The 25,419-nt window shown below is 71.7% G+C and carries 22 protein-coding genes; 12 read left to right on the top strand and 10 right to left on the bottom strand.

Features of this window, described 5'->3' with window-relative positions; all coding sequences use genetic code 11:
- Nucleotides 1-143 precede the first annotated feature (143 nt).
- The 7 genes from QL987_RS03425 (at nucleotide 144) to QL987_RS03395 (ending at nucleotide 7,885) form a co-directional block, all read left to right on the top strand.
- Nucleotides 144-3,014: a Na+/H+ antiporter subunit A gene (locus QL987_RS03425; protein ID WP_290156269.1), complete on the top strand. Its 2,871-nt coding sequence runs from the start codon at nucleotides 144-146 to the stop codon at nucleotides 3,012-3,014.
- Entirely contained in the window at nucleotides 3,011-3,520 is a 510-nt protein-coding gene (locus QL987_RS03420) for a Na(+)/H(+) antiporter subunit C (RefSeq protein ID WP_290156268.1), read from the top strand. Before QL987_RS03425 ends, QL987_RS03420 begins: the two co-directional genes overlap by 4 nt.
- Nucleotides 3,517-5,250, top strand: coding sequence for a Na+/H+ antiporter subunit D (locus QL987_RS03415; RefSeq protein WP_290156267.1), 1,734 nt, complete (start codon nucleotides 3,517-3,519; stop codon nucleotides 5,248-5,250). Before QL987_RS03420 ends, QL987_RS03415 begins: the two co-directional genes overlap by 4 nt.
- On the top strand, nucleotides 5,247-5,828 hold the full coding sequence (locus tag QL987_RS03410; RefSeq protein ID WP_111075177.1) for a Na+/H+ antiporter subunit E: 582 nt from the start codon (nucleotides 5,247-5,249) through the stop codon (nucleotides 5,826-5,828). Before QL987_RS03415 ends, QL987_RS03410 begins: the two co-directional genes overlap by 4 nt.
- Complete coding sequence (locus QL987_RS03405) at nucleotides 5,825-6,235, top strand: hypothetical protein (protein WP_290156266.1); 411 nt, start codon at nucleotides 5,825-5,827, stop codon at nucleotides 6,233-6,235. Before QL987_RS03410 ends, QL987_RS03405 begins: the two co-directional genes overlap by 4 nt.
- Nucleotides 6,232-6,594 (top strand): monovalent cation/H(+) antiporter subunit G, encoded by a 363-nt coding sequence (mnhG, locus tag QL987_RS03400; protein ID WP_111075178.1) that lies wholly within the window; start codon nucleotides 6,232-6,234, stop codon nucleotides 6,592-6,594. Before QL987_RS03405 ends, mnhG begins: the two co-directional genes overlap by 4 nt.
- Nucleotides 6,595-6,667: 73 nt before the next feature.
- Nucleotides 6,668-7,885, top strand: a complete 1,218-nt coding sequence (locus QL987_RS03395; protein ID WP_290156263.1) for an ATP-binding protein — start codon at nucleotides 6,668-6,670, stop codon at nucleotides 7,883-7,885.
- A gap of 12 nt (nucleotides 7,886-7,897) precedes the next feature.
- Here QL987_RS03395 and QL987_RS03390 read toward each other — a convergent pair whose 3' ends face one another.
- Nucleotides 7,898-9,121 (bottom strand): MFS transporter, encoded by a 1,224-nt coding sequence (locus QL987_RS03390; RefSeq protein WP_290156262.1) that lies wholly within the window; start codon nucleotides 9,119-9,121, stop codon nucleotides 7,898-7,900.
- 167 nt (nucleotides 9,122-9,288) lie between these two features.
- Entirely contained in the window at nucleotides 9,289-10,332 is a 1,044-nt protein-coding gene (mgrA, locus tag QL987_RS03385) for an L-glyceraldehyde 3-phosphate reductase (RefSeq protein WP_290156261.1), read from the bottom strand.
- Between the two features lie 54 nt (nucleotides 10,333-10,386).
- Between mgrA and QL987_RS03380 the strand changes: the two genes are divergently transcribed.
- Nucleotides 10,387-10,845 carry a DUF1801 domain-containing protein gene (locus tag QL987_RS03380; protein ID WP_290156260.1) on the top strand — a complete coding sequence of 153 codons (459 nt, stop codon included), beginning with the start codon at nucleotides 10,387-10,389 and terminating at the stop codon, nucleotides 10,843-10,845.
- Here the strand turns inward: QL987_RS03380 and QL987_RS03375 are convergent.
- From QL987_RS03375 to QL987_RS03345, 7 genes are all read right to left on the bottom strand, one after another.
- Nucleotides 10,823-11,281: a MarR family winged helix-turn-helix transcriptional regulator gene (locus tag QL987_RS03375; RefSeq protein WP_290156259.1), complete on the bottom strand. Its 459-nt coding sequence runs from the start codon at nucleotides 11,279-11,281 to the stop codon at nucleotides 10,823-10,825. The genes QL987_RS03380 and QL987_RS03375 overlap by 23 nt on opposite strands.
- A gap of 63 nt (nucleotides 11,282-11,344) precedes the next feature.
- Entirely contained in the window at nucleotides 11,345-12,091 is a 747-nt protein-coding gene (locus QL987_RS03370; RefSeq protein ID WP_290156258.1) for a phosphatase PAP2 family protein, read from the bottom strand.
- Between the two features lie 82 nt (nucleotides 12,092-12,173).
- Nucleotides 12,174-13,091 (bottom strand): ROK family protein, encoded by a 918-nt coding sequence (locus QL987_RS03365; RefSeq protein ID WP_290156257.1) that lies wholly within the window; start codon nucleotides 13,089-13,091, stop codon nucleotides 12,174-12,176.
- The gene (locus QL987_RS03360) at nucleotides 13,088-14,788 is read right to left on the bottom strand and encodes an ABC transporter ATP-binding protein (RefSeq protein ID WP_290156256.1); all 1,701 of its coding nucleotides are present in this window, start codon (nucleotides 14,786-14,788) and stop codon (nucleotides 13,088-13,090) included. The genes QL987_RS03365 and QL987_RS03360 overlap by 4 nt, the downstream gene beginning before the upstream one ends.
- Nucleotides 14,785-15,681, bottom strand: coding sequence for an ABC transporter permease (locus QL987_RS03355; RefSeq protein ID WP_111075187.1), 897 nt, complete (start codon nucleotides 15,679-15,681; stop codon nucleotides 14,785-14,787). Before QL987_RS03355 ends, QL987_RS03360 begins: the two co-directional genes overlap by 4 nt.
- Complete coding sequence (locus QL987_RS03350) at nucleotides 15,678-16,637, bottom strand: ABC transporter permease (protein WP_221849767.1); 960 nt, start codon at nucleotides 16,635-16,637, stop codon at nucleotides 15,678-15,680. Before QL987_RS03350 ends, QL987_RS03355 begins: the two co-directional genes overlap by 4 nt.
- Before the next feature lie 93 nt (nucleotides 16,638-16,730).
- The gene (locus QL987_RS03345; protein WP_290156255.1) at nucleotides 16,731-18,527 is read right to left on the bottom strand and encodes a peptide ABC transporter substrate-binding protein; all 1,797 of its coding nucleotides are present in this window, start codon (nucleotides 18,525-18,527) and stop codon (nucleotides 16,731-16,733) included.
- A gap of 239 nt (nucleotides 18,528-18,766) precedes the next feature.
- On the opposite strand from QL987_RS03345, the gene QL987_RS03340 reads away from it, so the two are divergent.
- The 3 genes from QL987_RS03340 to QL987_RS03330 are packed head-to-tail and all read left to right on the top strand — an operon-like array spanning nucleotide 18,767 to nucleotide 22,231.
- A complete protein-coding gene (locus QL987_RS03340; protein ID WP_111075190.1) occupies nucleotides 18,767-19,951 on the top strand; it encodes an ROK family protein in 1,185 nt (394 codons plus the stop codon).
- A complete protein-coding gene (locus QL987_RS03335; protein WP_290156253.1) occupies nucleotides 19,944-21,482 on the top strand; it encodes a M81 family metallopeptidase in 1,539 nt (512 codons plus the stop codon). The genes QL987_RS03340 and QL987_RS03335 overlap by 8 nt, the downstream gene beginning before the upstream one ends.
- Nucleotides 21,479-22,231, top strand: a complete 753-nt coding sequence (locus QL987_RS03330; RefSeq protein ID WP_290156251.1) for a copper homeostasis protein CutC — start codon at nucleotides 21,479-21,481, stop codon at nucleotides 22,229-22,231. The genes QL987_RS03335 and QL987_RS03330 overlap by 4 nt, the downstream gene beginning before the upstream one ends.
- A gap of 76 nt (nucleotides 22,232-22,307) precedes the next feature.
- Here the strand turns inward: QL987_RS03330 and QL987_RS03325 are convergent, their stop codons facing one another.
- Nucleotides 22,308-23,264, bottom strand: a complete 957-nt coding sequence (locus QL987_RS03325; protein ID WP_290156250.1) for an AraC family transcriptional regulator — start codon at nucleotides 23,262-23,264, stop codon at nucleotides 22,308-22,310.
- Nucleotides 23,265-23,390: 126 nt separating this feature from the next.
- On the opposite strand from QL987_RS03325, the gene glgX reads away from it, so the two are divergent.
- Nucleotides 23,391-25,409 (top strand): glycogen debranching protein GlgX, encoded by a 2,019-nt coding sequence (glgX, locus tag QL987_RS03320; RefSeq protein ID WP_290156249.1) that lies wholly within the window; start codon nucleotides 23,391-23,393, stop codon nucleotides 25,407-25,409.
- The last annotated feature ends 10 nt before the right edge of the window (nucleotides 25,410-25,419 follow it).

Below are 25,419 nucleotides of genomic sequence, written 5' to 3'. Positions count from 1 at the left end.
CGGCGAGCGGGCAGAGTCGGAGGCAGTGTGGACCATCGCGACGGACCCTGTCCGCTCGCACAGGATCTGCTCATGCGGCTCTCCGTAGGCTGTGAGGTGCCAAGAGAGCCGGACTGCAGCCCGACCCCCGAGGAGGTGCCCCTGTGTTCACCGTCCTCATTGCGTTCGGCGTCATCGCACTCGTCGTCCCCGCACTCACTCCCCTGCTGGGGCGTCGCGTCTTCTTCGTCGCCGCCTTCGCACCCGCCGCCGCCGCGGTCCTCACGCTGACCCAGACCGCTCCGGCGCTCGGTGACGGCGTCACGGAACGCGTCCGCTGGATCCCGCAGCTCGCCCTCGACCTGGCGTTCCGGGTGGACGCCCTGTCCTGGGTGCTCGCCCTCGTGGTCACCGTGGTCGGTGCGCTCGTGCTGGTCTACTGCGCCTCGTACTTCGCCGACAACGAGCCGGGTCTCGGTCGGTTCGCCGGCGTCCTGACCGCGTTCGCCGGGTCCATGTACGGCCTGGTGATCGCCGACGACGTCATCGTGCTCTTCGTCCTGTGGGAGGCCACGACGGTCTTCTCCTACCTGCTCATCGGGCACGACGCCGTGAAGCGGGCGAGCCGGGCCGCCGCCATGCAGGCACTCGTCGTCACCACGGCCGGTGGACTCGCGATGCTGGCCGGGCTCGTCGTCATCTCGGTCGCCGCCGGCACCACCTCGCTCTCCGGCATCATCGCCGCGCCCCCGACCGGTACGGCGGTCACGGTGTCGGTGATCCTCGTCCTGGTCGGCGCACTGACCAAGTCGGCGATCGTGCCGTTCCACTTCTGGCTGCCCGCCGCGATGGCCGCGCCGACCCCGGTGAGCGCGTACCTGCACGCCGCCGCGATGGTGAAGGCCGGCATCTACCTGGTCGCCCGGCTGGCCCCGGCGTTCGCGCTGCTCGACGGATGGCGCGAGACCATCACGGTGCTCGGCGTGCTCGGCATGCTCGTCGGCGGGTACCGGGCACTCCGGCAGACCGACCTCAAGCTGCTGCTGGCGTACGGCACGGTCGCCCAGCTCGGGTTCCTCGTGCTCGCCGCGGGCTGGGGCGTGCCGGAGATCGCCCTCGGCGGGGTCGTGCTGCTCGTCGCCCACGCCACGTTCAAGTCCACGCTGTTCCTGGTCGTCGGCACGGTCGACCACGTCAGCGGCACCCGGGACCTCTGGAAGCTCAGCGGGGTCGGTCGACGACTGCCCGGGCTGGCGGTCGTCGCGGTGCTCGCCCTCGCGTCGATGGCCGGGATCCCGCCGCTGATCGGCTTCGTCGCGAAGGAAGCGGTGCTCGGCGGCTTCCTCGAGGAACTGCACGGCACCGACGCCGGCTGGGCCTGGGTCGCGCTCGTCGGCGTGACGGTCGGGTCGGTCCTGACCGTGGCGTACTCGTGCCGGTTCTTCTGGGGCACGTTCGCCCGGAAGTCCGGGGTCGCCCAGACCGAGCCGCACGCGCTGCACGGACTCTGGGTCGTCCCCACCGTCCTCGGCGTCGCGGGGCTCGTCCTCGGCCTCGCCACCCCGTTCGTCGCGCACGGGTTCGAGTCCGCCGCCACGGCCGCACGGCACGGCAGCGCCGAGGTCCCGCACCTGGCGCTCTGGCACGGGTTCGAGCCGGCACTCGGCATCTCCGCCCTGACCCTGGTCGGCGGTGGCGTCCTGTTCCTGCTCCGCACCCGGGTCGAGGCCGTCCAGCACCGCCTGGCCGGGTCGCCGTCCGCCTCCGCCAACTACCGACGGCTCATGCGCGGCCTCGACCGGTTCGCGACCTGGCTGACCGCCGGCCTGCAGCGCGGTTCGCTGCCCTACTACCTGACCGTGATCCTGTCGGTGTTCGTCGCCGGGGCCCTCGCGAACCTCGTCGTCGGCGGCCCCTGGGCCTTCCACATCCGGTTCGCCGACTCCTGGGGCCAGCTGCCCGTCGTCGTCGTGATGGCGATGGCCGCGATCGCCGTACTCGCCGCGAAGACCCGGTTCGCCGCCGCCGTCCTGGTCGGGGTCACCGGGTACGGCACCGCGATCCTGTTCCTGCTGCACGGCGCCGTCGACCTCGCCCTCACCCAGCTCGTCGTCGAGACCGTCACGCTCATCGCGTTCGTCCTGGTGCTGCGGCGACTGCCCCCGCGGATCGGCACCGCCAACCCGTCGCGCTTCCGGGTGCTCCGCGCGCTGTTCGCCGCGCTCGCCGGGCTGACCCTGGCGATCGTGGTCATCGTCGCCGCGTCCGCGCGCACCGCCGAGCCGCTCTGGCCGGACCTCCCGGCGCTGACCAGTTCCTTCGGGCACGGCCTCAACGTCGTGAACGTCGCCCTGGTCGACCTCCGCGGTTGGGACACCCTCGGCGAGCTGACCGTCGTCGTCGCTGCGGCGACCGGCGTCGCGAGCCTGATCTTCGTGCGCTCCCGCGAGGACACCCTGCCCCGGCTCCGGGACATGCCGTCCTCGGTCGCGAGCGGGGACGACCGGGCCGACGGCGAACCGCGGGCCTGGCTGCCGACCAGCGCGGCGATCCCGACCGGACGCTCGGCGCTGCTCGACATCGTCGTGCGCCTGCTGTTCCACGGCCTGGTCGTACTGTCGGTGTACCTGCTCTTCGCCGGTCACAACTCGGCCGGTGGCGGGTTCGCCGGTGGCCTGGTCGCCGGCATCGCCCTCGCCGCCCGCTACCTGGCCGGCGGCCCGGCGGAACTCGGGGCCGCGGCACCGATCCGCGCCGGTCGGCTGCTCGGCCTCGGCGTCGCCACCGCCGGCATCACCGCGATCACGCCGATGTTCTTCGGCAAGGACGCGCTCTACTCCGAGTTCTTCGAGGCCACCGTCCCCGTCCTCGGCCACGTCGAGTTCGTCACCGCCACGTTCTTCGACATCGGCGTCTACCTGGTCGTCGTCGGACTCGTGCTCGACGTGCTCCGCTCGCTCGGGGCCGAGGTCGACCGCCAGCGCCTCGAGGACCGCCGCGTCCCCACCGCCGACACCCTGGAGGGACCCGCATGACCGTCACCCTCGTCCTCGTCATCGCGATGGCCGTGCTGTTCTCGTGCGGCGTCTACCTGCTCCTCGAACGCTCCCTGACCCGGATGCTGCTCGGGTTCCTGCTGCTCGGCAACGCCCTCAACCTGCTGCTCCTGACGATGTCCGGCGCCGCGGGTGACCCGCCGATCGGCGAGACGGCGGACGGGATCACCGACCCGCTGCCGCAGGCGTTCGCCCTCACCGCGATCGTCATCACCTTCGCGGTCAGTGCGTTCCTGCTCGCCCTCATCCACCGCTCGTGGCGGCTGTCCCGCGCCGACGAGGTCGAGGTCGACGAAGCGGACGTCGCGATCCGCACCGACCGCCAGGACCCCGCCGACGACGACCCGGAGCTCGCCGAGGACGACAGCCCGAGGCGGCACGACCCGAAGTCCCCCGAGGACGCCGACGACCCGCACGAGACGACACCGCACGACACCGCACCGCACACCGCCCCGCACGAGACCGAGAGCAGGCCCCGCACGTGACCTTCCTCGTCCCGCTCCTGGTCCTCGTCCCGCTGCTCGGTGCCGCCGTCGCCCTCGGGCTCCTCCGCCACCAGCAGTTGCAGCGCGCCATCACGGTCGCGGTGCTCGTCATCGCCGTCGCGGTCGCCGTCACGCTGATGGTCCTGGTCGACCGGCACGGCACGATCGTCGTGCAGGTCGGCGGCTGGCAGGCGCCGTACGGCATCTCGCTCGTCGTCGACCGGTTGAGCGCCCTGCTCCTGACGGTGTCGAGCTCGGTGCTGCTCGTCGTCCTGCTGTTCTCGATCGGCCAGGGCCTGGCCGACGACGACGAGGACGCCCCGGTCACGATCTTCTACCCGACGTACCTGGTGCTGGCGGCGGGCGTGCTCGACTCGTTCATCGCCGGTGACCTGTTCAACCTCTACGTCGCGTTCGAGATGCTGCTCGTGGCGAGCTACGTGCTCATCACCGTCGGCGGCAGCGTGCAGCGGGTCCGCGCCGGCACGACGTACATCGTCACCAGCCTCATCGCGTCGTCGATCTTCCTCGCCGCGATCGGCCTGGTCTACGGCGCGACCGGCACCGTGAACATCGCGCAGATCAGCCAGCGGGTGGCCGAGCTGCCGGACCACGTCCAGCTGCTGCTGCACACCATGCTGCTCATCGGCTTCGGCATCAAGGCCGCCGTGTTCCCGCTGGCGTTCTGGCTGCCCGACTCGTACCCGACCGCCCCGGCCCCGGTCACCGCGGTGTTCGCGGGTCTGCTCACGAAGGTCGGCATCTACGCGATCATCCGGCTCGAGACGATCATCTTCCCGGGCCCGCAACTCAACGGGGTCCTGCTCGTCGTCGCCGTCCTGACGATGGTGGTCGGGGTGCTCGGCGCGGTGTCGCAGACCGACGTGAAACGGCTGCTGTCCTTCACGCTCATCAGCCACATCGGGTTCATGGTGATGGGCATCGGGCTCGGGTCGGTGGTCGGCACCGCGGCCGCGGTGTTCTACACGGTGCACCACATCGTCGTGCAGACCACCCTGTTCCTGGTCTCCGGGCTGATGGAACGGGTCGGCGGCACCACGTCCACGCGCTCGCTCGGCGGCCTGCTCAAGGCGGCTCCCCTGCTCGCGGCGCTCTACCTGATCCCGGCGTTCAACCTCGGTGGCATCCCGCCGTTCTCCGGCTTCATCGGCAAGCTCGGGCTGTTCCGCGCCGCGGCCGAGGACGGCTCCCCACTCGCGTACGTGACGATCGGTGCCGGGGTCGTGACGAGCCTCCTGACCCTGTACGCCCTGATGCGCGTCTGGGACGCGGCCTTCTGGCGGCCCAAGCCGGCCGCCGAGGCCGCCGCCCCGCACGCCAGCGTCGCCGAGCCGCACGAGCACCTGCGCGCGCCGGAACCCGCGCCGGTCACGGTCCCCGAGACGGAGACCGACGGTCGGACAGGAGGCTCGTCCGACTCCGGTACGCCGGCTGCGGTCGTCCGCGCCCCGGCCGGCGACGGGTCGGTCGCGACGCTCGACGACCCGACACGGTCGGACGCCCACCGCCACGGCAGCGCACCGACCAACGAGGAGGCACGGGCGAAGCTGCCGCCGATGCTCGTCGCGGTGACCACCATCGCCGTGCTCGGTTCGGTGGCCCTGACGGTCCTGGCCGGGCCCCTCTACGGCTACGCGACGCGGGCGGCCGAGTCGCTCGAGTCCCCCGACCGGTACGTGCAGGCCGTCCTGGGCGGTACGACCCGATGAGCGACGTCAAGCGGTTCACGAACGCCCGTCGGATGGCGCTGGCGTGGCGGTACGACGTGCCGCTCGTGCTCGGGCTCACCGTCCTGTGGGCGCTGCTCTGGGGCAGCTGGACCCCGCTGACGCTGCTGTGCGGGGTCGTCGTCGCCCTGCTCGTCACCCAGTCGCTGCCGCTGCCGCCGGTGCCGCTGTCCGCCCGGTTCTCGGTCGTGCACGTCCTCTGGTTCCTGCTCGTCTGGGCCGGGTACGTCGTGGTCGCCTCCTTCCGGGTCGCCTGGGTCGCGATCCGGCCGCGCGGGGTCCGGAAGAGCTCGATCGTCCTGGTCCAGCTGCACACCACGTCGGAGATGACCTTCACCCTGTCCACCATCGCGATCTCGCTCGTCCCCGGCTCCTACGTCATCGACGAGGACCTGCGCCGCCGACGCCTGCTGCTGCACGTGCTCGACACCGAACGGGTCGAGCAGGTCGACGACGCCCGCCGGGAGGCCATGCGCATCGAGGCCCTCGTGATCCGGGCGATCGGCTCCGCGCAGGACGTCTCCGAGCTGTCCGAGCCGCTGCCCGAGGTCGTCCGGTGAGCGCCGCCGTGATCGTCCTGGCCGTCGGGATCGCCCTGGTCCTGGCGTTGCTCGGTGCCACCCTCGTGCTGGCGGTCGGGAGGATCGTCCGCGGTCCGACGATCCTCGACCGGATGATCGGGTCGGACATGGTGCTCACCACCGTCCTGCTCGTCATCGCCGCCGCGATCGTCGTACGGCAGGACCCGAGCGCCGTGCCGGTCCTGGTCGTGATCGCCGCCACGAGCGTCTTCGCGACCGTCGCCGTCGCCCGTGCCGTCACCCCCTCGACCGACCCCGAGGACGAGGGCATGGACGCCACCACCCCCGAGCACGCCGCCGAGGCCGCCGACGAGGCCACGGTCGCCGGGCAGGCGGACGACGCGCACGCCACCGACGACGGCCACACCGCAGGAGGCCAGCGATGACCGAGATGACCGACATGCTGCAGGCGTTCCTCGACGACGCCGGCATCCGGGCGTGGATCGCGCTCGGCCTGCTGCTCGTCGGCGCCGGGCTGTCACTCGGTGCGGCGATCGGCATCGTCCGCTTCCCCGACCCGCTGGTCCGACTGCACGCGATGTCGAAGCCGCAGGTGCTCGGGCTGGCCTGCTGCCTGGCGGCCGTCGTCGTCGCGGTGTGGACCTGGTCCGTGCTGTGGATGGTGATCCCGGCGATGGTGTTCCAGCTCGCACTCGTGCCGGTGTCCACGCACATGATCGCCCGCGCCGGCCTGCGCTCGGGCGACTACCGGCATGAGGACCTGCTGGTCGACGACACCGAGTGACGCCGGTTTTGGCAGTTGTGATTGTTTTATGAGCCATAGATAAAGCGCTCTAAAGTCACTAACCTGGGTCGCGATGGACAGCATCAGGAACCCGTACACGCCGAACGCGGGAGCGACACCCGAGATCATCGCGGGACGAGCAGAGCAGACGAGGTCCTTCACCGTCCTCCTCGAGCGCCTCGCGCGCGGACGGACGGAACAGTCGATGATCATGACCGGCCTCCGAGGGGTCGGCAAGACAGTCCTGTTGAACGAGTTCGCAGACCTCGCCCGTCAGGCTCGTTGGGAAGTCGTGGAGATCGAAGCGAGCAAGCGGGATGACGATCGCTTCCGTCAGATGATCGCCTCCTCCCTGCGGTCGGCGCTTCTCCAGATCTCGCCGCGCAAGAGGTGGGGGGAACGAGCGCAGCGGGCAGCCGAGGTACTCACCGCGTTCTCCGTCAACGTCACGAACGAGGGGTCCTGGGCTCTGACGTGGGACGTCGAGGCTGCTGAGGGTCTCGGCGACCACGGGGACCTCGCACTCGACCTGACCGACGTGCTCGTCGCAGTCGGAGAAGCGGCCAGGGAGAAGGAACGAGGGGTCGCGATCCTCATCGACGAGGTCCAGTTCCTCAACCAGGCGCAGCTCGAGGCGCTCATCCAGGCCATGCACAAGACCGTGCAGCGCAAGCTCCCGGTGACGTTCGTCGGTGCAGGGCTCCCACAGATCGCCGAACTCGCAGGCGATGCGAAGTCCTACGCGGAACGGTTGTTCCGGTTCCCCATGATCGATTCCCTCGGCGACGACGACGCACGCGAGGCACTGATCGCCCCAGCCGAACGTGAAGGCGTGGCATTCGAACCGGCCGCTGTCGCCGAGGCGCTCGCCATCACGAAGGGCTACCCCTACTTCATCCAGGAGCTCGGATACCAGGCGTGGGAGATCGCGGAAGGCGGGAGCATCACCGCAGATGACGTCTCAACCGCCAAGGAGGCGTACCTGGCGAAGCTCGACTCGTCGTTCTTCCGCGTCCGCCTCGACCGAGCGACGCCACTGCAGACCGCTTACATGCGCGCAATGGCGGAGCTGGGTCCGGAGGCCCAGAAAGCATCTGAAGTCGCGCGCGTCATGCTCCGCGAGTCGACGCAGTTGGGCCCCACCCGGGCCGAACTGATCGACATGGGCCTGCTGTTCACACCGGAGCACGGGTACGCGGCCTTCACCGTCCCGGATTTCGACCAGTTCATGCTCCGCGCCATCCCGGATCTGATCGTTCCTGAGGTCCGTCGCCGCCCTCGGCCGAGCTGAACGAACCTCCCGTCAGCGCAGCGCGTCGCGACGGGACAGCACCAGGTTGACCGCACCCGCCAGCACGACGACGGCGGCCGAGAACGCCGGGAACGCCATCGCGGCCGGGGTGCCGGCACGCTCGGCGACCTCGCCGACGACCGCACTGGCGATCGACTGTCCGACGATGACCGCCGAACCGAGGATGGTCATCGTGGTCGCCGAGCGGCCCACCGGCGACCGGTCGGACCCCAGGCTGTACTGGGTGACGAGGGTGGGGCCGATGCCGATCCCCATCACGGCGAGGACGATCCCGACCGCCAGCACGGAGCTCGCGCTGGCGAAGACGATCGCCGACCCGAGCAGCACGACGCCGAAGAGCAGCCACCGCCAGCCGAGCCGGAAGGCCCGGGGGAACGCCGCCGAACCGAGCGCGAGCCCGGCCGAGCCGATGCCCATCAGGCCGTAGAGCAGCCCGGCCCGCGAGGACCCGCCGTGGTCCGCCATGAACGCGGTCAGCGCGGTCAGCGTCGAGCCGAAGAAGAACCCGATGCCGAGGATGCCCACGACCACGACGACCAGCCGGGGCCGCAGCAGCTGCCGGGCCGGCGCCGGACGCGGGTCGGACGCGTGCCCGAGGGCGAGCCGACCGGTCGGGTGCAGGGCGAACGCCGTGACGAAGACGAACGTCAGGACCGAGGCACCGGCGACCGCGACCCACGGCGCGATCGCGCTCGCCAGGACGCCGACCAGGAACGGTCCGACGATGAAGACGGTCTCGTCGGCGGCGGACTCGTACGCCATCGTGCCGCTGAGCACACGCTCGTGCCGCTTCGGTTCCATCCGGTTCCGGATGATGGCGACGAGCCGGGTCCGGGACATCGGTGCGACCTGCGGGGCACTCGCCCCGATGAGGAACGACATCGCCAGGACGGCCAGGTCGGGGGCGCTGCCCTGCCCGACGAACGGCAGCGCACCGAGCAGCACCGCGTTGGCCAGGCCGACGGGCACGAGCACGGCGCGCTGCCCGTACTTGTCCGCGGCGGCACCGACGAGCGGCCCGAACAGCGCGGAGCCGATGCCGACCGAGGCCGAGTTGATGCCACCGAGGGCGACCGAGTCACGTGCGGCGACGACGAGCGTCAGCACGCCGACGACCATCATCGCGAACGGCAGTCGCGCCACGAAGGCGATGGGGAAGTAGGACCGCCCGGCGAGGGCGATCAGGGAAGCGCCGGAGGAACGCGCCTGGAGCATGGTGGGGGTGTGCCTTCTCGGCCCACTCGTGTGGAGCGGACCCATCGGGTGCCGCCGCTGTCCGCCGGGGTGCCGGCGTCCGGTAGATACACGGTTGTTGCTGGATTGCGTGTCCAGGGTACCCGCCGGACGCACGGCGCATCCAGGGACCGGCGCCGGGCCTCCCGTCAGGAGACCTCGCCGGAGCGGGCACCCGCCCAGAGGTCGACGTCGGTGATCCCGATGCTGTGCTCGTCGATGGTGCGGAGCTCGTCGTCCGAGAACGACGTGTTCGCGAGCGCGGCGACGTTGTCCTCGAGCTGCTCCACCCGGGAGGCGCCGATCACCAGGGACGTGACGCGCTCGTCCCGCAGGGCCCACGCCAGGGCGAGCTGCGCCATCGTCTGTCCGCGGGACTCGGCGACGGCGTTGAGTGCGCGCAGGTGCTCGACGACCTCGGGGGTGATCGAGGACGGGTCGAGCGACTTCCCGGCCGCGGCGCGGGAACCCTCGGGCACGCCGTCCAGGTACTTGCCGGTGAGCAGGCCCTGCGCCAGGGCGGTGAACCCGATCACGCCGAAGCCCAGTTCGCCCGCCGCGTCGAGCAGCCCCTCGGTCTCGATCCAGCGGTTCAGCATCGAGTAGGACGGCTGGTGGATGAGGAGCGGTGTGCCGAGGTCGCGGAGGATCGCGGCGGCCTGGCGGGTGCGCTCGGCGTCGTAGGACGAGATCCCGACGTACAGCGCTTTGCCCTGCTGGACGGCGGTGTGCAGGGCGCCCATCGTCTCCTCGAGCGGGGTGGAGGAGTCGAGCCGGTGCGAGTAGAACACGTCGACGTAGTCCAGGCCGGTGCGGCGCAGCGACTGGTCGAGCGAGGCGAGGACGTACTTGCGGGAGCCGCCGCCCTGGCCGTAGGGGCCGGGCCACATGTCCCAGCCGGCCTTCGTCGAGACGATCATCTCGTCGCGGTAGGGCGCGAAGTCCTCGCGCATGAGCTTGCCGAAGTTCAGCTCGGCGGCACCGTAGGGCGGGCCGTAGTTGTTCGCCAGGTCGTGGTGGGTGATGCCGAGGTCGAACGCGCGGCGGCTCACCGCACGCTGGGTCTCGAACGGGACGTCGTCGCCGAAGTTGTGCCAGTAGCCGAGGGAGAGCAGCGGTAGGTCGAGGCCCGAGAGCCCGGTCCGCCGGTAGGTCATCGAGTCGTAGCGGTCGTCGGCCGCGGTGTAGGTCATGGACCCGAGCCTGCCACGGCGCTACCGTGGGTCGCACCGACGAGGGAGCCCACCATGGCAGCACGCGACGACGCGTCCGAGACCACGTTCACCGCCGAGGAGCGCGCCGCGATGCGCGAGCACGCGGCCGAGGTGAAGGCGAGCCGGAAGCGTGGGACGACGAAGGCCGAGAAGGCCGCGCTCGACGCCCAGGCCGTGGTCGACAAGATCGCCGCGATGCCCGAACCCGACCGGGGCCTGGCGGAGCGCATCCACCGCATCGCGCTCGAGGCCGCACCCGACCTGGCACCGAAGCTCTGGTACGGCATGCCCGCGTACGCGAAGGACGGCGCGGTCGTGTTCTTCTTCCAGGACGCCGCCAAGTTCAAGGCGCGCTACTCCACGCTCGGGTTCCAGGACCCGGCGACGCTGGACGACGGGTCGTTCTGGCCGACCTCGTTCGCGGTGACGCCGGAGTTCTCGGACACCGACGAGCAGACGGTCGCCGAGCTCATCCGTCGCGCGACGGCCTGAGCCCCTCCTCCAGCCGCTCGAGCAGGCCGACGGCGGACACCACGCCCGCAGCGTCGATGCCCTGCGCGTCGAGGGCGGTCCTGAGCGTCTCCGCCCACCGGGCCCGCAGCAGAGCGATGCTCTCGGCCGCGAGTGCCGTCGGGTACAGCTGTGCGGTCCGGGCGTCGTCCGGGTGCGCCCGTCGTTCGACCATGCCCTTCGCGACGAGCGATCCGAGCGCGACGCTGAGGTTGCTCCGCCGGAGTGCGGTCGCGTCCGCCGTGGCGCTCGGTGTCGTCCCCGGGTTCGTCTCGACCCAGCGCATCACCAGGACCTCGGTGCCGGTGAGGGGAACCACGTCGACGGCCCGCGGTCCGGTCGGGTCGAGCTCCCGCGCGACGCTGAGGACGGCGTCCGCCAGTCGGGCCAGCGCGTCGTCGGAGGTCGGAGAGGTCATCCCCGCACCGTAACCCCCGCTGGCGGGCAGCCCGCTCGGCCGGGCCGGGTCAGTGCTGCACCGTCAGTGCCGTGCGGTGCGCCGTGCGGTCAGTGCCGGGCGGCGCAGGACGGGGATGCGCGGCATCGCCCAGTCCACCCAGACCAGCCGGGCGGCCGGGGCGACCGCGAGCGCCCACACCACGGACGCGACGGTGTCGGTCGGGTAGTGCACGGCGTCGATGGTGAGCGAGAGCACGACCACCACGACGACCACGGTGCCGAGCGTCACCGCGAGGGTGTGCCACCGGGTGTCGCGGAGCACCCACGTCAGCGCGATGACGATGGCGACGATGAACACGGTGTGCCCGCTCGGGTACGACGGGTCGGGCTGTGTCGCGAACGGGTGCGGCAGCAGCGCGGTGTCCGGTCGGGGGCGCTGGACGAGTTCCTTGACGAGGTCCGAGGGCACCCAGGTGATCGCGACCGTCCCGGCGAACGCGGCGGCCGGGCGGATGTCACGGTGCACGGCCCAGAGCACCCCGGTGACGACGACGGTGATGCCGATCGCCGGCGCCGGGCTGATGACGTGGTAGACCGCCGTGGTGACCGCGCCGAGCGCCCCGGTGTGCAGGGAGTTCAGCGCGTGTGCGAGACCGAAGTCGACGTCGCCGAGGACGAACCCGACGATCGTGATGACGATCACGGTGCCGAGGGCGATCGCGATGGTCGCGAGCGGGTAGGGCGTCCGGACGAGGATGCCGGTCGGCGTGCGCTCCCGGCGGGCAGGCGACTCCCGGCGGGCAGGCGTCGGGGCGGGCGCGTCGGTCATCCGATGATCCTCTCAGGCTGTGTGCTGCTGGCGTGCCGGGAGTGCTGCCCGGCAGATCAGAGAGCGTTCAGCAGCGCGGGGCTCACACCGGGACGACGAGCCGCCGCACCTGCGCCGCCGCGCCGAGCGCCACGGCGTCCGGCCCGAGCGTGGAGGGTTCGACACGGATCGCCGCTCCGCTGACCGGCGGCTCGTCCGCGAGTGCCGACGCGATGGCCGGCGCGAGCAGGTCCCACGACCGGGCGACCCCGCCGCCGATGACGACCGTCGTCACGTCGAGGATCCCCGCGGTGAGCAGGACGGCCCGGGCGACGCCCCAGCCGGCGGTCGTGAACACGGCCTGGGCGTCCGGGTCGCCGGCACGTGCGGCCTCGGCGACCTGGTGGGTGCCCAGGTGTCGGCCGGTGCGCGCGGCGTAGCGGTCGGCCATCCCGCGGGCGCCGGCGACGGTCTCGAGGTGGCCGCGTTGCCCGCAGGTGCAGGGGGTGTCGCCGAACCCGGGGACGTGGCCGATCTCGCCGGCGGCACCGTGCGGGCCGCCGAACAGGGTGCCGCCGAGGACGAGCGCCCCGCCGACACCGGTGCCGAGGGTCATGCCGAGCACGTCGGACTCCCCCGCGACGGCGCCGGCCGCGACCTCGCCGAGGAGGAACGCGTTGACGTCGTTGTCGAGCGTCGCCGGGACCCCGAGCCGTGCGGTGACGGCGTCGGTGACGCCGTAGCCGGCCCAGCCGGTGAACGAGTTCGCGGTGACGAGCACCGTGCCCGTGGTCGGGTCGACGACACCGGCAGCGCCCACCCCGACACCCGCCAGGGAGGCCCGGTGCCGGTCGAGCAGGGAGCGCACCGCCGCCTCGGCCGCGTCGAGGATCGCGTCGCCGCCGTCGTGTGCGGGTGTCGGCAGGTCGATCCGGTCGAGGACCTCGAGGTCGGTGGTGGCGACGAGGACCTTCGTGTTCGTGCCCCCGACGTCGATGCCGGCGAGGACCTCCGCACTCACGGGGTCACCGCGGCGAGGGAGGCCAGGCGTTCCGTCCGACGCTGCCGTTGCACCACCGGGTCGGGCACGGGGACGGCGGCGAGCAGGCGTCGGGTGTAGTCGGTCGTCGGGTGCAGCAGGGTCTCGCCGGTCGGCCCCTGCTCCTCGACCGCACCGGCGCGCATGACGACGACCCGTTCGGCGAACTGCTGCACGACGGCGAGGTCGTGCGAGACGAACAGGCACGCGAAGCCCAGGTCGGCCTGCAGGTCGGTGAGGACCTCGAGGACGGCTTCCTGCACGCTGACGTCGAGGGCACTGGTCGGTTCGTCGGCGACGAGCAGCCGCGGGTCGAGCACGAGCGCCCGGGCCAGGCTGACGCGCTGCCGCTGCCCGCCGGAGAGCTCCCGGGGGGCGCGGGTGGCCAGGGCGCGGGGCAGGCGGACGGCGTCCAGGACCTCGTCCACCCGGCGACGACGGTCGGCGGCCGAGGTCCGTCGACGGTGGATGGCGAGCGGTTCGGCGATGCACTCGCCGACGGACATCCGCGGGTCGAGCGAGGCCACCGGGTCCTGCAGGACGACGCCGATGCCGGAGCGGAGGGCCAGGCGGTCCCGTCCCCGGGTGCGGCGGAGGTCGGAGCCGAACAGCCGGACGCTGCCGGCGGTGGGGCGGACCAGGCCGAGGGCGACGCGGGCGGCGGTGGACTTGCCGGAGCCGGACTCACCGACCAGGCCGACGGTCTCTCCGGCGTGCACGACGACGTCGATGCCCCGCAGGGCGTGCACCGCGCGGGCGCCGCGGCCGAAGGTGACCGACACGTCACGCAGGTCGACCACCGGGGTGGAGGCGGGCCTCCCGTCCGGTTCGTCGGCGGACGTCGGTCGGTCCGTCACCACGGGCCGCTCCGCCGGCGATGCGGCGGTCTGGAGGCGCGGCACCGCGGCCAGCAAGCGCTCGGTGTACTCGTGCTGCGGCCGGAGCAGGACGTCCTCGACGCCGCCGGTCTCGACGATCGAGCCCTGCAGCATCACGGCGACCCGGTCGGCGAAGTCCGCGACGACGCCCATGTTGTGGGTGACGAGCAGCACGCCGGTGCCGGTGTCGGCGGCGAGCGCCCGGAGCAGCTCGAGGATCTCGGCCTGCACCGTGACGTCGAGCGCGGTCGTCGGCTCGTCGGCGATGAGGAGCGCCGGCTCGTTGGCGATCGCCATCGCGATGACGACGCGCTGCCGCTGCCCGCCGGACAGCTGGAACGGGAAGGCCTTCGCGCGGTCCTCGGGCGACGGGATGCCGACGCGGCGGAGGAGCTCGACGGCCTCGGCGGCGGCGGCTGCGGCGGACACCGGCCGGTGGTTCCGGATGACCTCGGCGATCTGCTTCCCGACCCGGGTGAGCGGGTCGAGGGCGGTGGCGGGTTCCTGGAACACCATCGAGACGGTCCGGCCGCGGAGGGCACGGAGGGACGGTTCCGAGGCACCGACGACCTGGTGTCCGTCGACGACGGCGCTGCCGGTGACGGTGGCGTTGGCGGAGAGCAACCCCATCGCGGCGAGCGCCACGGTGGACTTGCCGGAGCCGGACTCCCCGACGAGCGCGAGGGTCTCGCCCGGTGCGACGGTCAGCGAGACGCCCTGGACGGCGTGCACGTCGCCGGACTCGGTGCTGAAGTGCACGCCGAGGTCGTCGACGGCGAGGATCGGTTCGGTGGCGGTCATCCGCGGCCCTTCACGTCGAATGCGTCCCGGAGCCCGTCGCCGACGGCGTTGAGCGCGCAGACGACGAGGATCACGGCGAGTCCCGGCGGCACGATCAGCCACCAGCGACCGGAGTAGGCGGCGGTGAGACCCGCCGAGAGCATGCCGCCCCAGTCAGTCGCCGGCGGCTGCACGCCGAGGCCCAGGTAGGAGACGTAGGCGACCAGGAGGATCGCGTCGGCCACCTGGAACGTCGCGGCGACGACGATGGTCGACACCGAGTTCGGCAGCAGGTGCCGGCCGATGGCGCGGGCGTGCGAGCCACCGATGGCGCGGAGGGTGAGCACGAAGTCGCGGTTCTTCAGCGTCAGGGTCTCGGCGCGGATGAGCCGGGAGGGCACCAGCCACGACACGAACCCGAGGATCACGATGAGCCCCCAGACGCCCGGGGTGGTGATCGCCGAGATGACGAGCAGGATGAACAGCGCCGGGATCGCGATGCCGGCGTCGACGATGCGCATCATCACCGCGTCGACCCAGCCGCCGACGTACCCGGCGACCGAGCCCCAGAGCGTGCCGACGACGGTCGCCAGGATCCCGGCGGCGATGCCGACCATGAGCGACACCTTGCCGCCGTACATCAGCCGGCCGAGGACGTCGTGGCCGACGGCGTCGGTGCCGAGCAGGTGGGCGCCGCCGGGGCTCTGGTTCGCCTGCTGGAGCATGGTGTGCGTCTGGTCGGTCGGGTACAGGAACGGGCCGACGAAGCAGAACAGCACGATGACGACGAGCACGACCAGGCCGATGACGGCGAGGGTGTTGTGCCGGAAGCGGCGGGCGGCCAGCCGGAAGCCGGTGGCGGCGACCGTGACCGGTGCGCCGGGCGTCTCGGGGGCGAGTTGGACGGTGGTCATGCGCGGCCTGCCTTCACTCGCGGGTCGATCAGGGACTGTGCCACGTCGGCGAGGAGCGTGCCGACGACGGTGGCGACGGAGATGACGAGCACGCAGCCGAGGAGCGTCGGGTAGTCCGACGTCTGCGCCGCGTTCCAGAAGAGCAGCCCCATGCCGGGGTAGTTGAACAGCTGCTCGGTGACGAGCGCACCGCCGAACAGCACCGGCAGGTAGTAGCCGAGCATCGCGACGACGGGCGTCAGCGAGTTCCGGAACACGTGCCGGCGGAGGATCGTCGCCGTCGACGAGCCCCCGGCGCGGGCGGTGCGGACGTAGTCCTCCTGGAGGTTCTCCAGCGTCGCCGCGCGCATGTACCGGCTGAAGACGGCGATCATCGCGAGGGCGCCGGTGAGCACCGGCAGGACGAGGCCGGCCGGCTGCTGGAACACCTCGGCGAGGGTGGTGCCGCTCGGTGCCTGCGACGGCAGCCACGGCAGCTGCTGGCTGAAGACGATGATGAGCACGAGGCCGAGGAAGAACGCGGGCGTCGAGTAGAAGACGAACGCCAGGGCGGTGGCGGCGTAGTCGATCGCGCCGTTGCGTCGCGCTGCCTGCCACATGCCGACCGGGATCGCGATGACGATCCCGAGCACGGCGGAGAGTCCGGTGAGGACGAGGGTCTTCGGGATGCGCTCCTGGATGAGCTGCGAGACGGGTTCGTTGAGCGTGTACGAGGTGCCGAGGTCGCCGGTGAGCAGCCGTCCGAGGAACCGCAGGTACTGCACAGGCAGCGCCTGGTCGAGGCCCTGCGCCTGGTTGAACGCGGCGATCTGGGCGGGGGTCGCGGAGACGCCGAGCACGCCGCGGGCGGGTCCGCCGGGCAGTGCGTGCAGCAGGCAGAACACGACGATCGTCACGATGAGGATCACCGCGAGCGCCTGCAGGACGCGGCGGGTGAGGTAGAGGGCAGTGGTCATGCTGCTTCCGATGGTCGGGTCCGGGACGTTGGGCGGACGGGAGGCGCGGTGCGCGTCGGACGCGCACCGCGCCTGCCGTCCGTGGTCACGGTGCTACTTGCTCCACTTCCACTGGGCGGGGTGGAAGTTCGCGAGCGAGTCCTGGTCGAACCCGGTCAGGCCGCTCTTCTTGACGGAGATCTGGTAGTCCGGGCTGGGCAGCCAGATCACGGGCAGGTCCTTCGCGACCGCGGCGCTGTAGTCCTGCACGGCGCTCGCGTCGGTGGAGGTGGTCGTCGCGTCGATGAGCGAGTCGACCTGCTTGTTCGAGTAGCTGCCGAAGTTCGCCGAACCACCGGTGGAGAACAGCGACTCACCGGTCGGGTAGGCCGGGAAGTACCAGCTGCCGGCGGTGCCGAAGAAGGACAGGTCCCAGTCGCAGCTGGACTCGTCGGCGGTGCAGGTCGGGGTCTGCGACAGGACACTCGACACCGGGGCCGTCTTGATCGAGAAGCCGATGCCGGTCTTCTCGAGCGACGACTGGATGGCGCTCATCATGTTGTCGGTGACGGTCGAGCCGGACTGCGAGAGCACCTTCATGGCGAACTTCGTGCCCGCCGCGACGCCCTCGCCGCACTGGCTGGACGAGGTGCCCGGGTCGGTGCAGACCATGGTGCCGCCCTGCTTCGTCCAACCGTGGCTCGTCAGCAGTGCCGCGGCCTTCTCCGTGCTGAACGGGTACGGGTTGTCCTTCTGCACGTCGGAGACGTAGTCGGACTCCTGCGCCTGCGGGATCGGGCCGTAAGTGGAGGTGGCGGTGCCGTTGAAGACGACCTTCGACAGCGACTTCTGGTCGATCGACATCTGCACGGCCTGGCGGGCGTACAGCTGCTTGAAGACGGCGCCCATGTCCGGGTTGTTGAAGTTGTACGGCATGTACGTGATCGCCCAGCCGGTCCAGGGGTCGACCTCGTAGCCCTTCGACGTGAAGGAGTCCTTCTGGTCGAGGTCGGTGGCGTTGATGTAGCCGTAGTCGACCGCACCGGAGCGCAGGGCGTTCGTCTCGGCGTCCGCGGTGGTGAAGGGCAGCAGGTTGACGGTCTTGATCGACGCCTTCTCACCGCCGTCGTACTTCGGGTTCGCGGTCAGCTGGACCTTGCCGGCGGTCGTGAACGACGACAGGCCGTAGGGGCCGGAGATCGTCTTCCACAGGTCGTCCGAGTCGTAGTCGGCGATCTTGCCCGCGGCGGTGTTGAGGTACTTCCAGACCTGCTTCGCCCCGGTCGTGGTGCGGTCGGCGTCGCTCACCTGGCCGGAGGCGCTGGTCTTGTCCCAGGCGTGCTGCGGCAGCGGGATGATGTAGCTCAGCTGGTTCGCGAGCATCCAGTCCTTGTTGTACGCCTTGTCGAACGTGATCGTGAAGTGCGTGTCGTCGACCGTCTTGAAGGACGTCCAGTTGTCCGGCGCCTTGCCCGCCGAGTACGAGCCCCAGTCCTTCGCGTTCGCCTTGATCAGGTTGAACCAGAACTCGACGTCACGGCTGGTGATCGGCTTGCCGTCGGACCAGTGCCGGTCGCCGAGCGTGATCGTGACGCTCTTGCTGTCGGACGCGAAGTCGGCCGCGGTGGCGACGGAGCCGGGCTTGTCCCACGCGATCTTGCCGGTCGACCCGTCGTAGGCGATGAGGCGCTCGTACAGCGACTGCGCGATCGAGCCGTTGTTGGTGTTGAGGTGCGCGGCGGTGCCGATCGGCAGGATCCAGTTCGGCGTGAAGTTCGCCGGCAGCGCGTAGTTGATCTCGTCGGACGACGAGCCGGTGGTGGCGGAACCGCCCCCGGAACAGCCGGCGAGCAGGGCGCTCACCGCGAGCGCGGCTCCGGTGAGGAGGGCCCAGCGACGGGGCTTGGTCATGCGTGACTCCTTGCGCGAGGACGCCATCGTCGGCGTGGTGGAGGGACGGGAGTGTGACCGGGACCAGGCCCCGGTGGCACGTGCACAGTCAATGGCCGAAGTCGTTGGAAAAACAAACGTTCTCGTGTAAATAGTCTGTTTCTGCGGAACGGCGGAAAGCGCGGACCGGTCCTTCTGCCCCGTAGGCTCGGTGACATCGGGCGGTCACCGCGCCCGGTTGACGCCGATTGGAGAAAGTCGTGCCGGACCTCAGTGCGCGCGTGCTCGAACTCATCGCCAGTGGCCAGGCCTCGAGCCGGACCGAGATCGCCCAGCTCCTCGGCGCCGCGCCGTCGACGGTGTCGCACGTCGTCGGACAGCTCCTCGGCCACGGCATCCTGGCCGAGGAGGGCACCGACGTCTCCACCGGCGGCCGGCCCCGCAAGGTCCTGCGGATCGGCGGCTCGGACGAGTACGCGGTCGCCGCGGACGTCGGTGGCGGTCACGTCCGGATCGGCATCGTCCTGCCGGGAGGCGCGCTCGAGTCCGTCTCGACCGTCCCGTTCGCGCTCGCCGACGGTCCGACGGCCGGCCTCGCCGCCCTGGCGGAGCTCCTCGACGCCCTGGTGACCGAACGCGGACGCGACGGTCTGCGCGGGGTCGGGTTGAGCCTCCCGGGTCCCGTCGACGTCGAGGCGGGCGTCGTCGACCTGCCGAGCCGGATGCCCGGCTGGAACGGGTTCCCGGTCGCCGCGTGGCTCACCGAGCACTTCGGGGTGCCGGCCGCGATCGACAACGACGCGAACTGCATGGCCGCGGGCGAGCAGACCGTGCAGCCGTCCACCCGACGCCAGGCGATCACGGTGAAGGCCGGATCGGCGATCGGTGCGGGCATCATCATCGACGGTCACCTGTACCGCGGGTCGACCGGAGCCGCCGGGGACATCACGCACGTGCGCATCGACGCGGCCGGCGACACCCCGTGCTCGTGCGGCAACACCGGCTGCCTCGAGACCGTGGCGTCCGGGGCGGCGCTCGTCCGGATCCTCCGCGAGGCCGGCGTCGACGTCAGCACCACCCAGGACGTGGTCCGGCTGGCGCTCGAAGCGCACCCGGAGACCACCCGCGCGGTCCGCCTGGCCGGGCGGTACCTCGGCGAGGTCCTGGCCGCCAACGTGAACTTCTTCAACCCGGACGCCGTCTCCCTCGGCGGCATCCTGTCCACCCTCGAGCCGTTCGTCGCCGCCGTGCGGAGCCAGCTCTACGAGAGCTGCCACCCGCTCGTGACGCAGCACCTCGTCATCGAGCGGGCCTCGCTCGGCGCCGACGCCGGACTGGTCGGAGCCGGCCAGTTCGCCCTGCAGCGCGGCCTGGCGGCATCGCTCGAGGAGCTGTCCACCCCCGTCCCGCTGCGCACCACCAGGAACAGGAGCACCCGTGTCTGACACCGGAACCACCGCCGAGGCCCGCCGCCCGGTCATCGCCATCGCCGGACTGGCCATCGAGACGTCGACGTTCACGCCGACCCGCACTCCGGCCGCCGCCTTCCACCCGGACCGTGGCGACGAGGTCGTCGCCCGGTACGACTTCCTCGGACCGCTCGCCGAGCGCGCCGACTTCCGGGGCGCCCTGATCGGCCACGCACTGCCCGGCGGGGTCGTCCTGCGCGAGGCCTTCGAGGAGCTCAGCGCCGAGATCACCGACCGGCTGTCCGCGATCGCCGCCGACACCACGATCGACGGGCTGTGGTTCGACATCCACGGCGCGATGGTGGTCGAGGGACTCGACGACGCCGAGACCACGCTGCTCGAACGCATCCGCGCGGTCATCGGCCCGGACGTCGTCGTCTCGGCGTCGATGGACCTGCACGGCAACGTCTCGCGCGGCCTCGCCCACCAGTGCGACCTCATCACCTGCTACCGGCTGGCCCCGCACGAGGACGCCCTCGAGACGAAGGAGCGCGCCGTCCGCAACCTGGTCGACGTGCTCACCACCCGACCGGTCGGGGCACAGCGCCCGGTGAAGGCCTGGATCCCGGTGCCGGTCCTGCTGCCCGGCGAGAAGACCTCGACCCGCATCGAGCCAGCCGCGTCCGTGTACGGGCAGGTCGCCGAGGTCGAGTCGACCGACGGCGTGCTCGACGCCGCGATCTGGGTCGGCTACGCCTGGGCCGACCAGCCGCGGAACCGCGCCGTCACGGTCGTCACCGGCTGGGACGAGGACGCGGTCCGTGCCGGTGCCGAACGCCTGGCCCGGTCGTTCTGGGAGGCCCGCGAGGACTTCGCCTTCGTCGCCCCGGCCGGCTCGTTCGACGAGTGCCTGGCCGCCGCCCTCGCCCCGGGTGCCGCACGCCCCTACTTCGTCTCGGACTCGGGCGACAACCCGACCGCCGGCGGCTCGGGTGACATGACCTGGGGCCTGACGCAGCTGCTCGCGCGCGACGAGTTCCGGAGCGCCGACGGCCCGGTCGTCCTCTACGCCAGCGTCCCCGGCCCCGCCGCGATCGCCGCGTGCGTCGCGGCCGGCGTCGGCGCGACCGTCACCGTGACCGCGGGTGCCGAGGTCGACGACCTGCACGCCGGACCGCTCACCATGACCGGACGCGTGCACGCGGTGAAGACCGGCGACCGCGACGCCCGGACCGAGGTCGTGCTGCAGGTCGGCAGCGTCTTCGCGATCCTCACCGAGCTGCGGAAGCCGTACCACCACGAGCACGACTTCACCGACCTGGACCTCGACCCGCGCAGCGCCGACCTGGTCGTCGTGAAGATCGGGTACCTCGAACCGGAGCTCTACGACATGGCCGCCGACTGGATGCTCGCGCTGACCCCGGGCGGCGTCGACCAGGACCTCGAACGCCTCGGCCACCACCGGATCGAACGGCCGGTGTACCCCTTCGACCGGACCTTCCCCGAGCCCGACCTGACAGCCCGGATCATCCCGGCGTCCGACCGACCCCTCGGAGCCCACGCATGACCGGAAGCAGCACCTCGCCGTCGCTCGAGGTCGCCGTCACCTCGGCGACCGGAGCCGCGACCGCCCTGGCCGGGGGCGCCGACCGCGTGGAACTCTGCAGCGCGCTCGAGCTCGGCGGCCTCACCCCGTCGCAGGGGCTCGTCGAGGCCGCCGTCGCCACCGGGCTGCCCGTGCACGTCCTGGTCCGCTGCCGTCCGGGCGGCTTCGTGCACGACCGGGACGAACTCGACCTGATGGAACGCGAGCTCGTCGCCGTGCTGCGCTCCGGGGCGACCGGTGTCGTGGTCGGAGCCCTCCGCCCCGACCGCACGCTCGACACCGACGCCCTGACCCGCTTCGTGGCCGCCGCCCGCACCGAGCGGTCCGACGCCGAGGTCACCCTGCACCGGGCGATCGACCACGCCGCCGACCCCGTCGCCGCCGCCGCCACGCTCGCCGACCTCGGGTTCACCCGCGTCCTGACCTCGGGCGGCGCCCCGACCGCCCTCGCCGGCGCCGACACCATCGCACGGATGGTCGCGGCCTCGGGGTCCGTCCAGGTGATGGCCGGCGCCGGCGTCACCCCCGCGGACGTGCCCGTGCTGCTCGGGACCGGGGCCGCCGCCGTGCACCTCTCGGCGAAGCGGCTGGCGGACACCGCGCACGGGGGCGTGCCGATGGGCGCCGGGGACTCCGGCACCGGGCACTTCGAGACCGACGCCGAGGTGGTGCGGGCAGCGCGGGCTGCGGTGGACGCGCACCGCGACTGACGGAGGCGGCGGGGCGGGGGTGATCCGGGCCTCCCGGCCGCGCCCTGCCGCACCCTGCCGCGCAGCGAGCCCGCGGTCAGTCCGCGTGCACGCCGCTCCGCAGCGTCGCGCTCGGCAGCTCGCCGAACCGCGTCCGGTACGCGCCGGAGAACCGGCCGAGGTGGGCGAAGCCCCACTCCCGGGCGACCTCGGCCACCGCGGCGGTCGACGGGTCGGCGGACCGGAGTGCCTCGTGCACGGCGTCGAGCCGGACGTTCCGCAGGTGCGCCAGCGGGGAGACCCCGACCGACCGGTTGAACGACTGCTGCAGCCCGCGCGGGCTCATCCCGGCGGCGGCGGCGATGTCCGCGAGCGTGACCACCCCGTGTGCGTGCTCCTGGATGTACGTCAGCGCGACCCGCAGTCGCTCGCTGCTCGTCGTCGCGGGGGCGTCCACCGGGAACGTGGCGACCACGGTCCGGGCGACGCGGGCGTTCAGTTCGGCGCGCTCGCGGCCGACGACCGACTCGTCCGTGATCGCTGCACCGAGCTCCTGCAGGACGGACCGCAGCGCGGCGAGGTCGGCGTCGGACTCGGTCCGGCGGAACCGCAGGGGGCCGGCGACCTGGATGCCCTCGGCGGCGAGCGCCGACCGCAGGAGCCGGTCCGACAGGTGCAGCATCGACACACGGCCGGTGGCGGCCTCGAACTCGTAGCGGAACGCGGCGGCGATGAGGAACGGCTGGCCGGGGCGGACCGTGGTGCGGACACCGTCCTGGTCGGTGATGACCGCGCTGCCGTCACCGATCCAGAAGACGATGTGGTCGGCGCGGGGCTCCATCGTGCCGGTCCGGCGGCCCTCGACCGCGGATCCGCGGAGGGACAGGTCGGCGTCACCGGCGCCGGTGTACCGGAACGCCGAGCGCTCGTCGCCGATGCCGCCGCCGGTACCGTACGTGTCGCTGAGACTCGCGGGTCGGGTCGCACTCGTCCCCGCCAACCGGACGGCACGGAAGCCGTCGGGGGTCCCCGAGCTCGGGCGCAGATGGGTCACGCCCTGATGTTCCCATGTCTGTCCGTCGTGCGCGAGCACCCGGTGCGTCGCGTCGGGCGGCACCCGGGGCGACCCCGGGGTACGCCGATCGGTGCCGGGCACAGTCGCCGACCGGTAGAAGGAGTCATGACCTCCTCCACGCGGAACCCCCTCGGCGTCACCCTCGTCGACGGCGGCGCCAACGTCGCCGTCTTCTCCAGCACCGCCGAGCGCATCGAGTTCTGCCGGTTCGACGACGACGGCACCGAGCACCGGACCGAGCTGACGAACCGCACCGGCTACACCTTCCACGACGTCGTGCCGGACGTCACCGTCGGCACCCGTTACGGCTTCCGCGTGCACGGCGGCTGGGACCCGGCGAACGGCCTGCGCCACAACCCGGCGAAGCTCCTGCTCGACCCCTACGCCACCGCGATCGACGGCGGGTACCAGTGGGGCCAGGAGCTGTTCGGCCACGACATGGACGAGCCGGAGCAGATGGACGAGTCCGACTCGGCCGCCGCCATGCCCCGCTCGGTCGTCGCCGACCGCTCGTTCGACTGGGACGGCGACACCCGCCTCGAGACCCCGCTGGCCGACACCGTCGTCTACGAGGTCCACGTGAAGGGCTTCACCAAGCAGCACCCCGACGTGCCCGAGGAGATCCGCGGCACCTACGCGGGCCTGGCGCACCCGGCCGCGATCAAGCACCTCACCGACCTCGGCATCACCGCGGTCGAGCTGCTGCCGATCCACCAGTTCGTGCAGGACTCCACGCTCGAGGACAAGGGCCTCCGCAACTACTGGGGCTACAACAGCATCGGCTTCTTCGCCCCGCACAACGAGTACGCAGCCTCGGGCACCGCCGGCCAGCAGGTCGCGGAGTTCAAGGAGATGGTCAAGGCGCTGCACGCCGCGGGCCTCGAGGTCATCCTGGACGTCGTCTACAACCACACCGCCGAGGGCAACCACATGGGCCCGACGCTGTCCTTCAAGGGCCTCGACAACCAGTCGTACTACCGGCTGGTCGAGGGCGACGAGGCGAACTACTTCGACACCACCGGCACGGGCAACAGCCTCAACGTGTCGCACCCGACGGCGCTCGGCCTCATCACGGACTCGCTCCGCTACTGGGTCGAGGAGATGCACGTCGACGGCTTCCGCTTCGACCTCGCCACGACCCTGACCCGTCAGGACGGCGAGGCCGAGAAGCACTCCGCGTTCCTCGACATCATCCACCAGGACCCGGTGCTCCGCGACGTCAAGATGATCGCCGAGCCCTGGGACACCGCCGGCTACCAGGTGGGTGGCTTCCCGGCCGACTGGTCCGAGTGGAACGGCAAGTACCGCGACGACCTCCGCTCGTTCTGGCGCGGTGACGAGGGCACCCTCGGTGACGCCGTGCAGCGCGTCCTCGGCTCCCCCGACGTCTACGAGGGCTCCCGCCGCTCGCCGCTCTGCTCGGTCGACTTCGTCACCGCGCACGACGGCTTCACGCTGGCCGACCTCACCATGTACGCCGAGAAGCACAACGAGGCGAACGGCGAGGACAACAACGACGGCGAGAGCAACAACACCTCGTTCAACGGCGGCATCGAGGGCCCGACCGACGACGGCGCGGTGAACGACTACCGCGACCGCCAGCGCCGGAACTTCCTCGGCACGCTGCTGCTGTCGGCCGGTGTCCCGATGATCCTCGGTGGTGACGAGATCGCCCGCTCGCAGGGCGGCAACAACAACGCCTACTGCCAGGACGACGAGATCTCGTGGTTCGACTGGGCCGCGGCGGACCAGGACCTGCTCGCCTTCACGACCGCGGCGATCGCGTTCCGCCAGCAGCACGTCGCGCTGCGCCCGGAGTGGTACCGCACCGCTCCCGGCGACTCGCCGTCGACCGTGTCGGTGCTCCGCGCCGACGCGAACGGCTTCGAGGACGGCGACTGGACCGACGGCGGCAACCGTGCCGTGATCCTGGTGCTCGCGCAGGGCGACGACAGCATCGCGCTGCTCCTCAACGCCTCCGAGACGACCGTCGAGTTCACGCTGCCGGAGCGTCCGGGCGGCGGTACCTGGTCCCTCGGCCTGTCGAGCGACCCGGACCAGGCCGTGGACGGCGACGCGACGACGCTGCTCGTCCGCGACGCCTCCTTCACGGCCCTGCAGTAGCCCGAGAGGC

The organism is Curtobacterium sp. APC 4022 (assembly GCF_030407555.1).
Lineage (GTDB): Bacteria > Actinomycetota > Actinomycetes > Actinomycetales > Microbacteriaceae > Curtobacterium.
The sequence above is the reverse complement of the archived record's forward strand: the minus strand, read 5'-3'. Positions and strand labels throughout refer to the sequence as shown.

What these genes read in the sequence shown, in the direction of transcription:
- QL987_RS03355 (WP_111075187.1), bottom strand. Translation starts at nt 15,681, where the DNA reads ATGACCACCGTCCAACTCGCCCCCGAGACGCCCGGCGCACCGGTCACG.
- QL987_RS03350 (WP_221849767.1), bottom strand. Translation starts at nt 16,637, where the DNA reads ATGACCACTGCCCTCTACCTCACCCGCCGCGTCCTGCAGGCGCTCGCG.
- QL987_RS03360 (WP_290156256.1), bottom strand. Translation starts at nt 14,788, where the DNA reads ATGACCGCCACCGAACCGATCCTCGCCGTCGACGACCTCGGCGTGCAC.
- QL987_RS03395 (WP_290156263.1), top strand. Translation starts at nt 6,668, where the DNA reads ATGGACAGCATCAGGAACCCGTACACGCCGAACGCGGGAGCGACACCC.
- mgrA (WP_290156261.1), bottom strand. Translation starts at nt 10,332, where the DNA reads ATGACCTACACCGCGGCCGACGACCGCTACGACTCGATGACCTACCGG.
- QL987_RS03375 (WP_290156259.1), bottom strand. Translation starts at nt 11,281, where the DNA reads ATGACCTCTCCGACCTCCGACGACGCGCTGGCCCGACTGGCGGACGCC.
- QL987_RS03370 (WP_290156258.1), bottom strand. Translation starts at nt 12,091, where the DNA reads ATGACCGACGCGCCCGCCCCGACGCCTGCCCGCCGGGAGTCGCCTGCC.
- QL987_RS03390 (WP_290156262.1), bottom strand. Translation starts at nt 9,121, where the DNA reads ATGCTCCAGGCGCGTTCCTCCGGCGCTTCCCTGATCGCCCTCGCCGGG.
- QL987_RS03380 (WP_290156260.1), top strand. Translation starts at nt 10,387, where the DNA reads ATGGCAGCACGCGACGACGCGTCCGAGACCACGTTCACCGCCGAGGAG.
- QL987_RS03410 (WP_111075177.1), top strand. Translation starts at nt 5,247, where the DNA reads ATGAGCGACGTCAAGCGGTTCACGAACGCCCGTCGGATGGCGCTGGCG.
- glgX (WP_290156249.1), top strand. Translation starts at nt 23,391, where the DNA reads ATGACCTCCTCCACGCGGAACCCCCTCGGCGTCACCCTCGTCGACGGC.
- QL987_RS03330 (WP_290156251.1), top strand. Translation starts at nt 21,479, where the DNA reads ATGACCGGAAGCAGCACCTCGCCGTCGCTCGAGGTCGCCGTCACCTCG.
- mnhG (WP_111075178.1), top strand. Translation starts at nt 6,232, where the DNA reads ATGACCGAGATGACCGACATGCTGCAGGCGTTCCTCGACGACGCCGGC.
- QL987_RS03420 (WP_290156268.1), top strand. Translation starts at nt 3,011, where the DNA reads ATGACCGTCACCCTCGTCCTCGTCATCGCGATGGCCGTGCTGTTCTCG.
- QL987_RS03345 (WP_290156255.1), bottom strand. Translation starts at nt 18,527, where the DNA reads ATGACCAAGCCCCGTCGCTGGGCCCTCCTCACCGGAGCCGCGCTCGCG.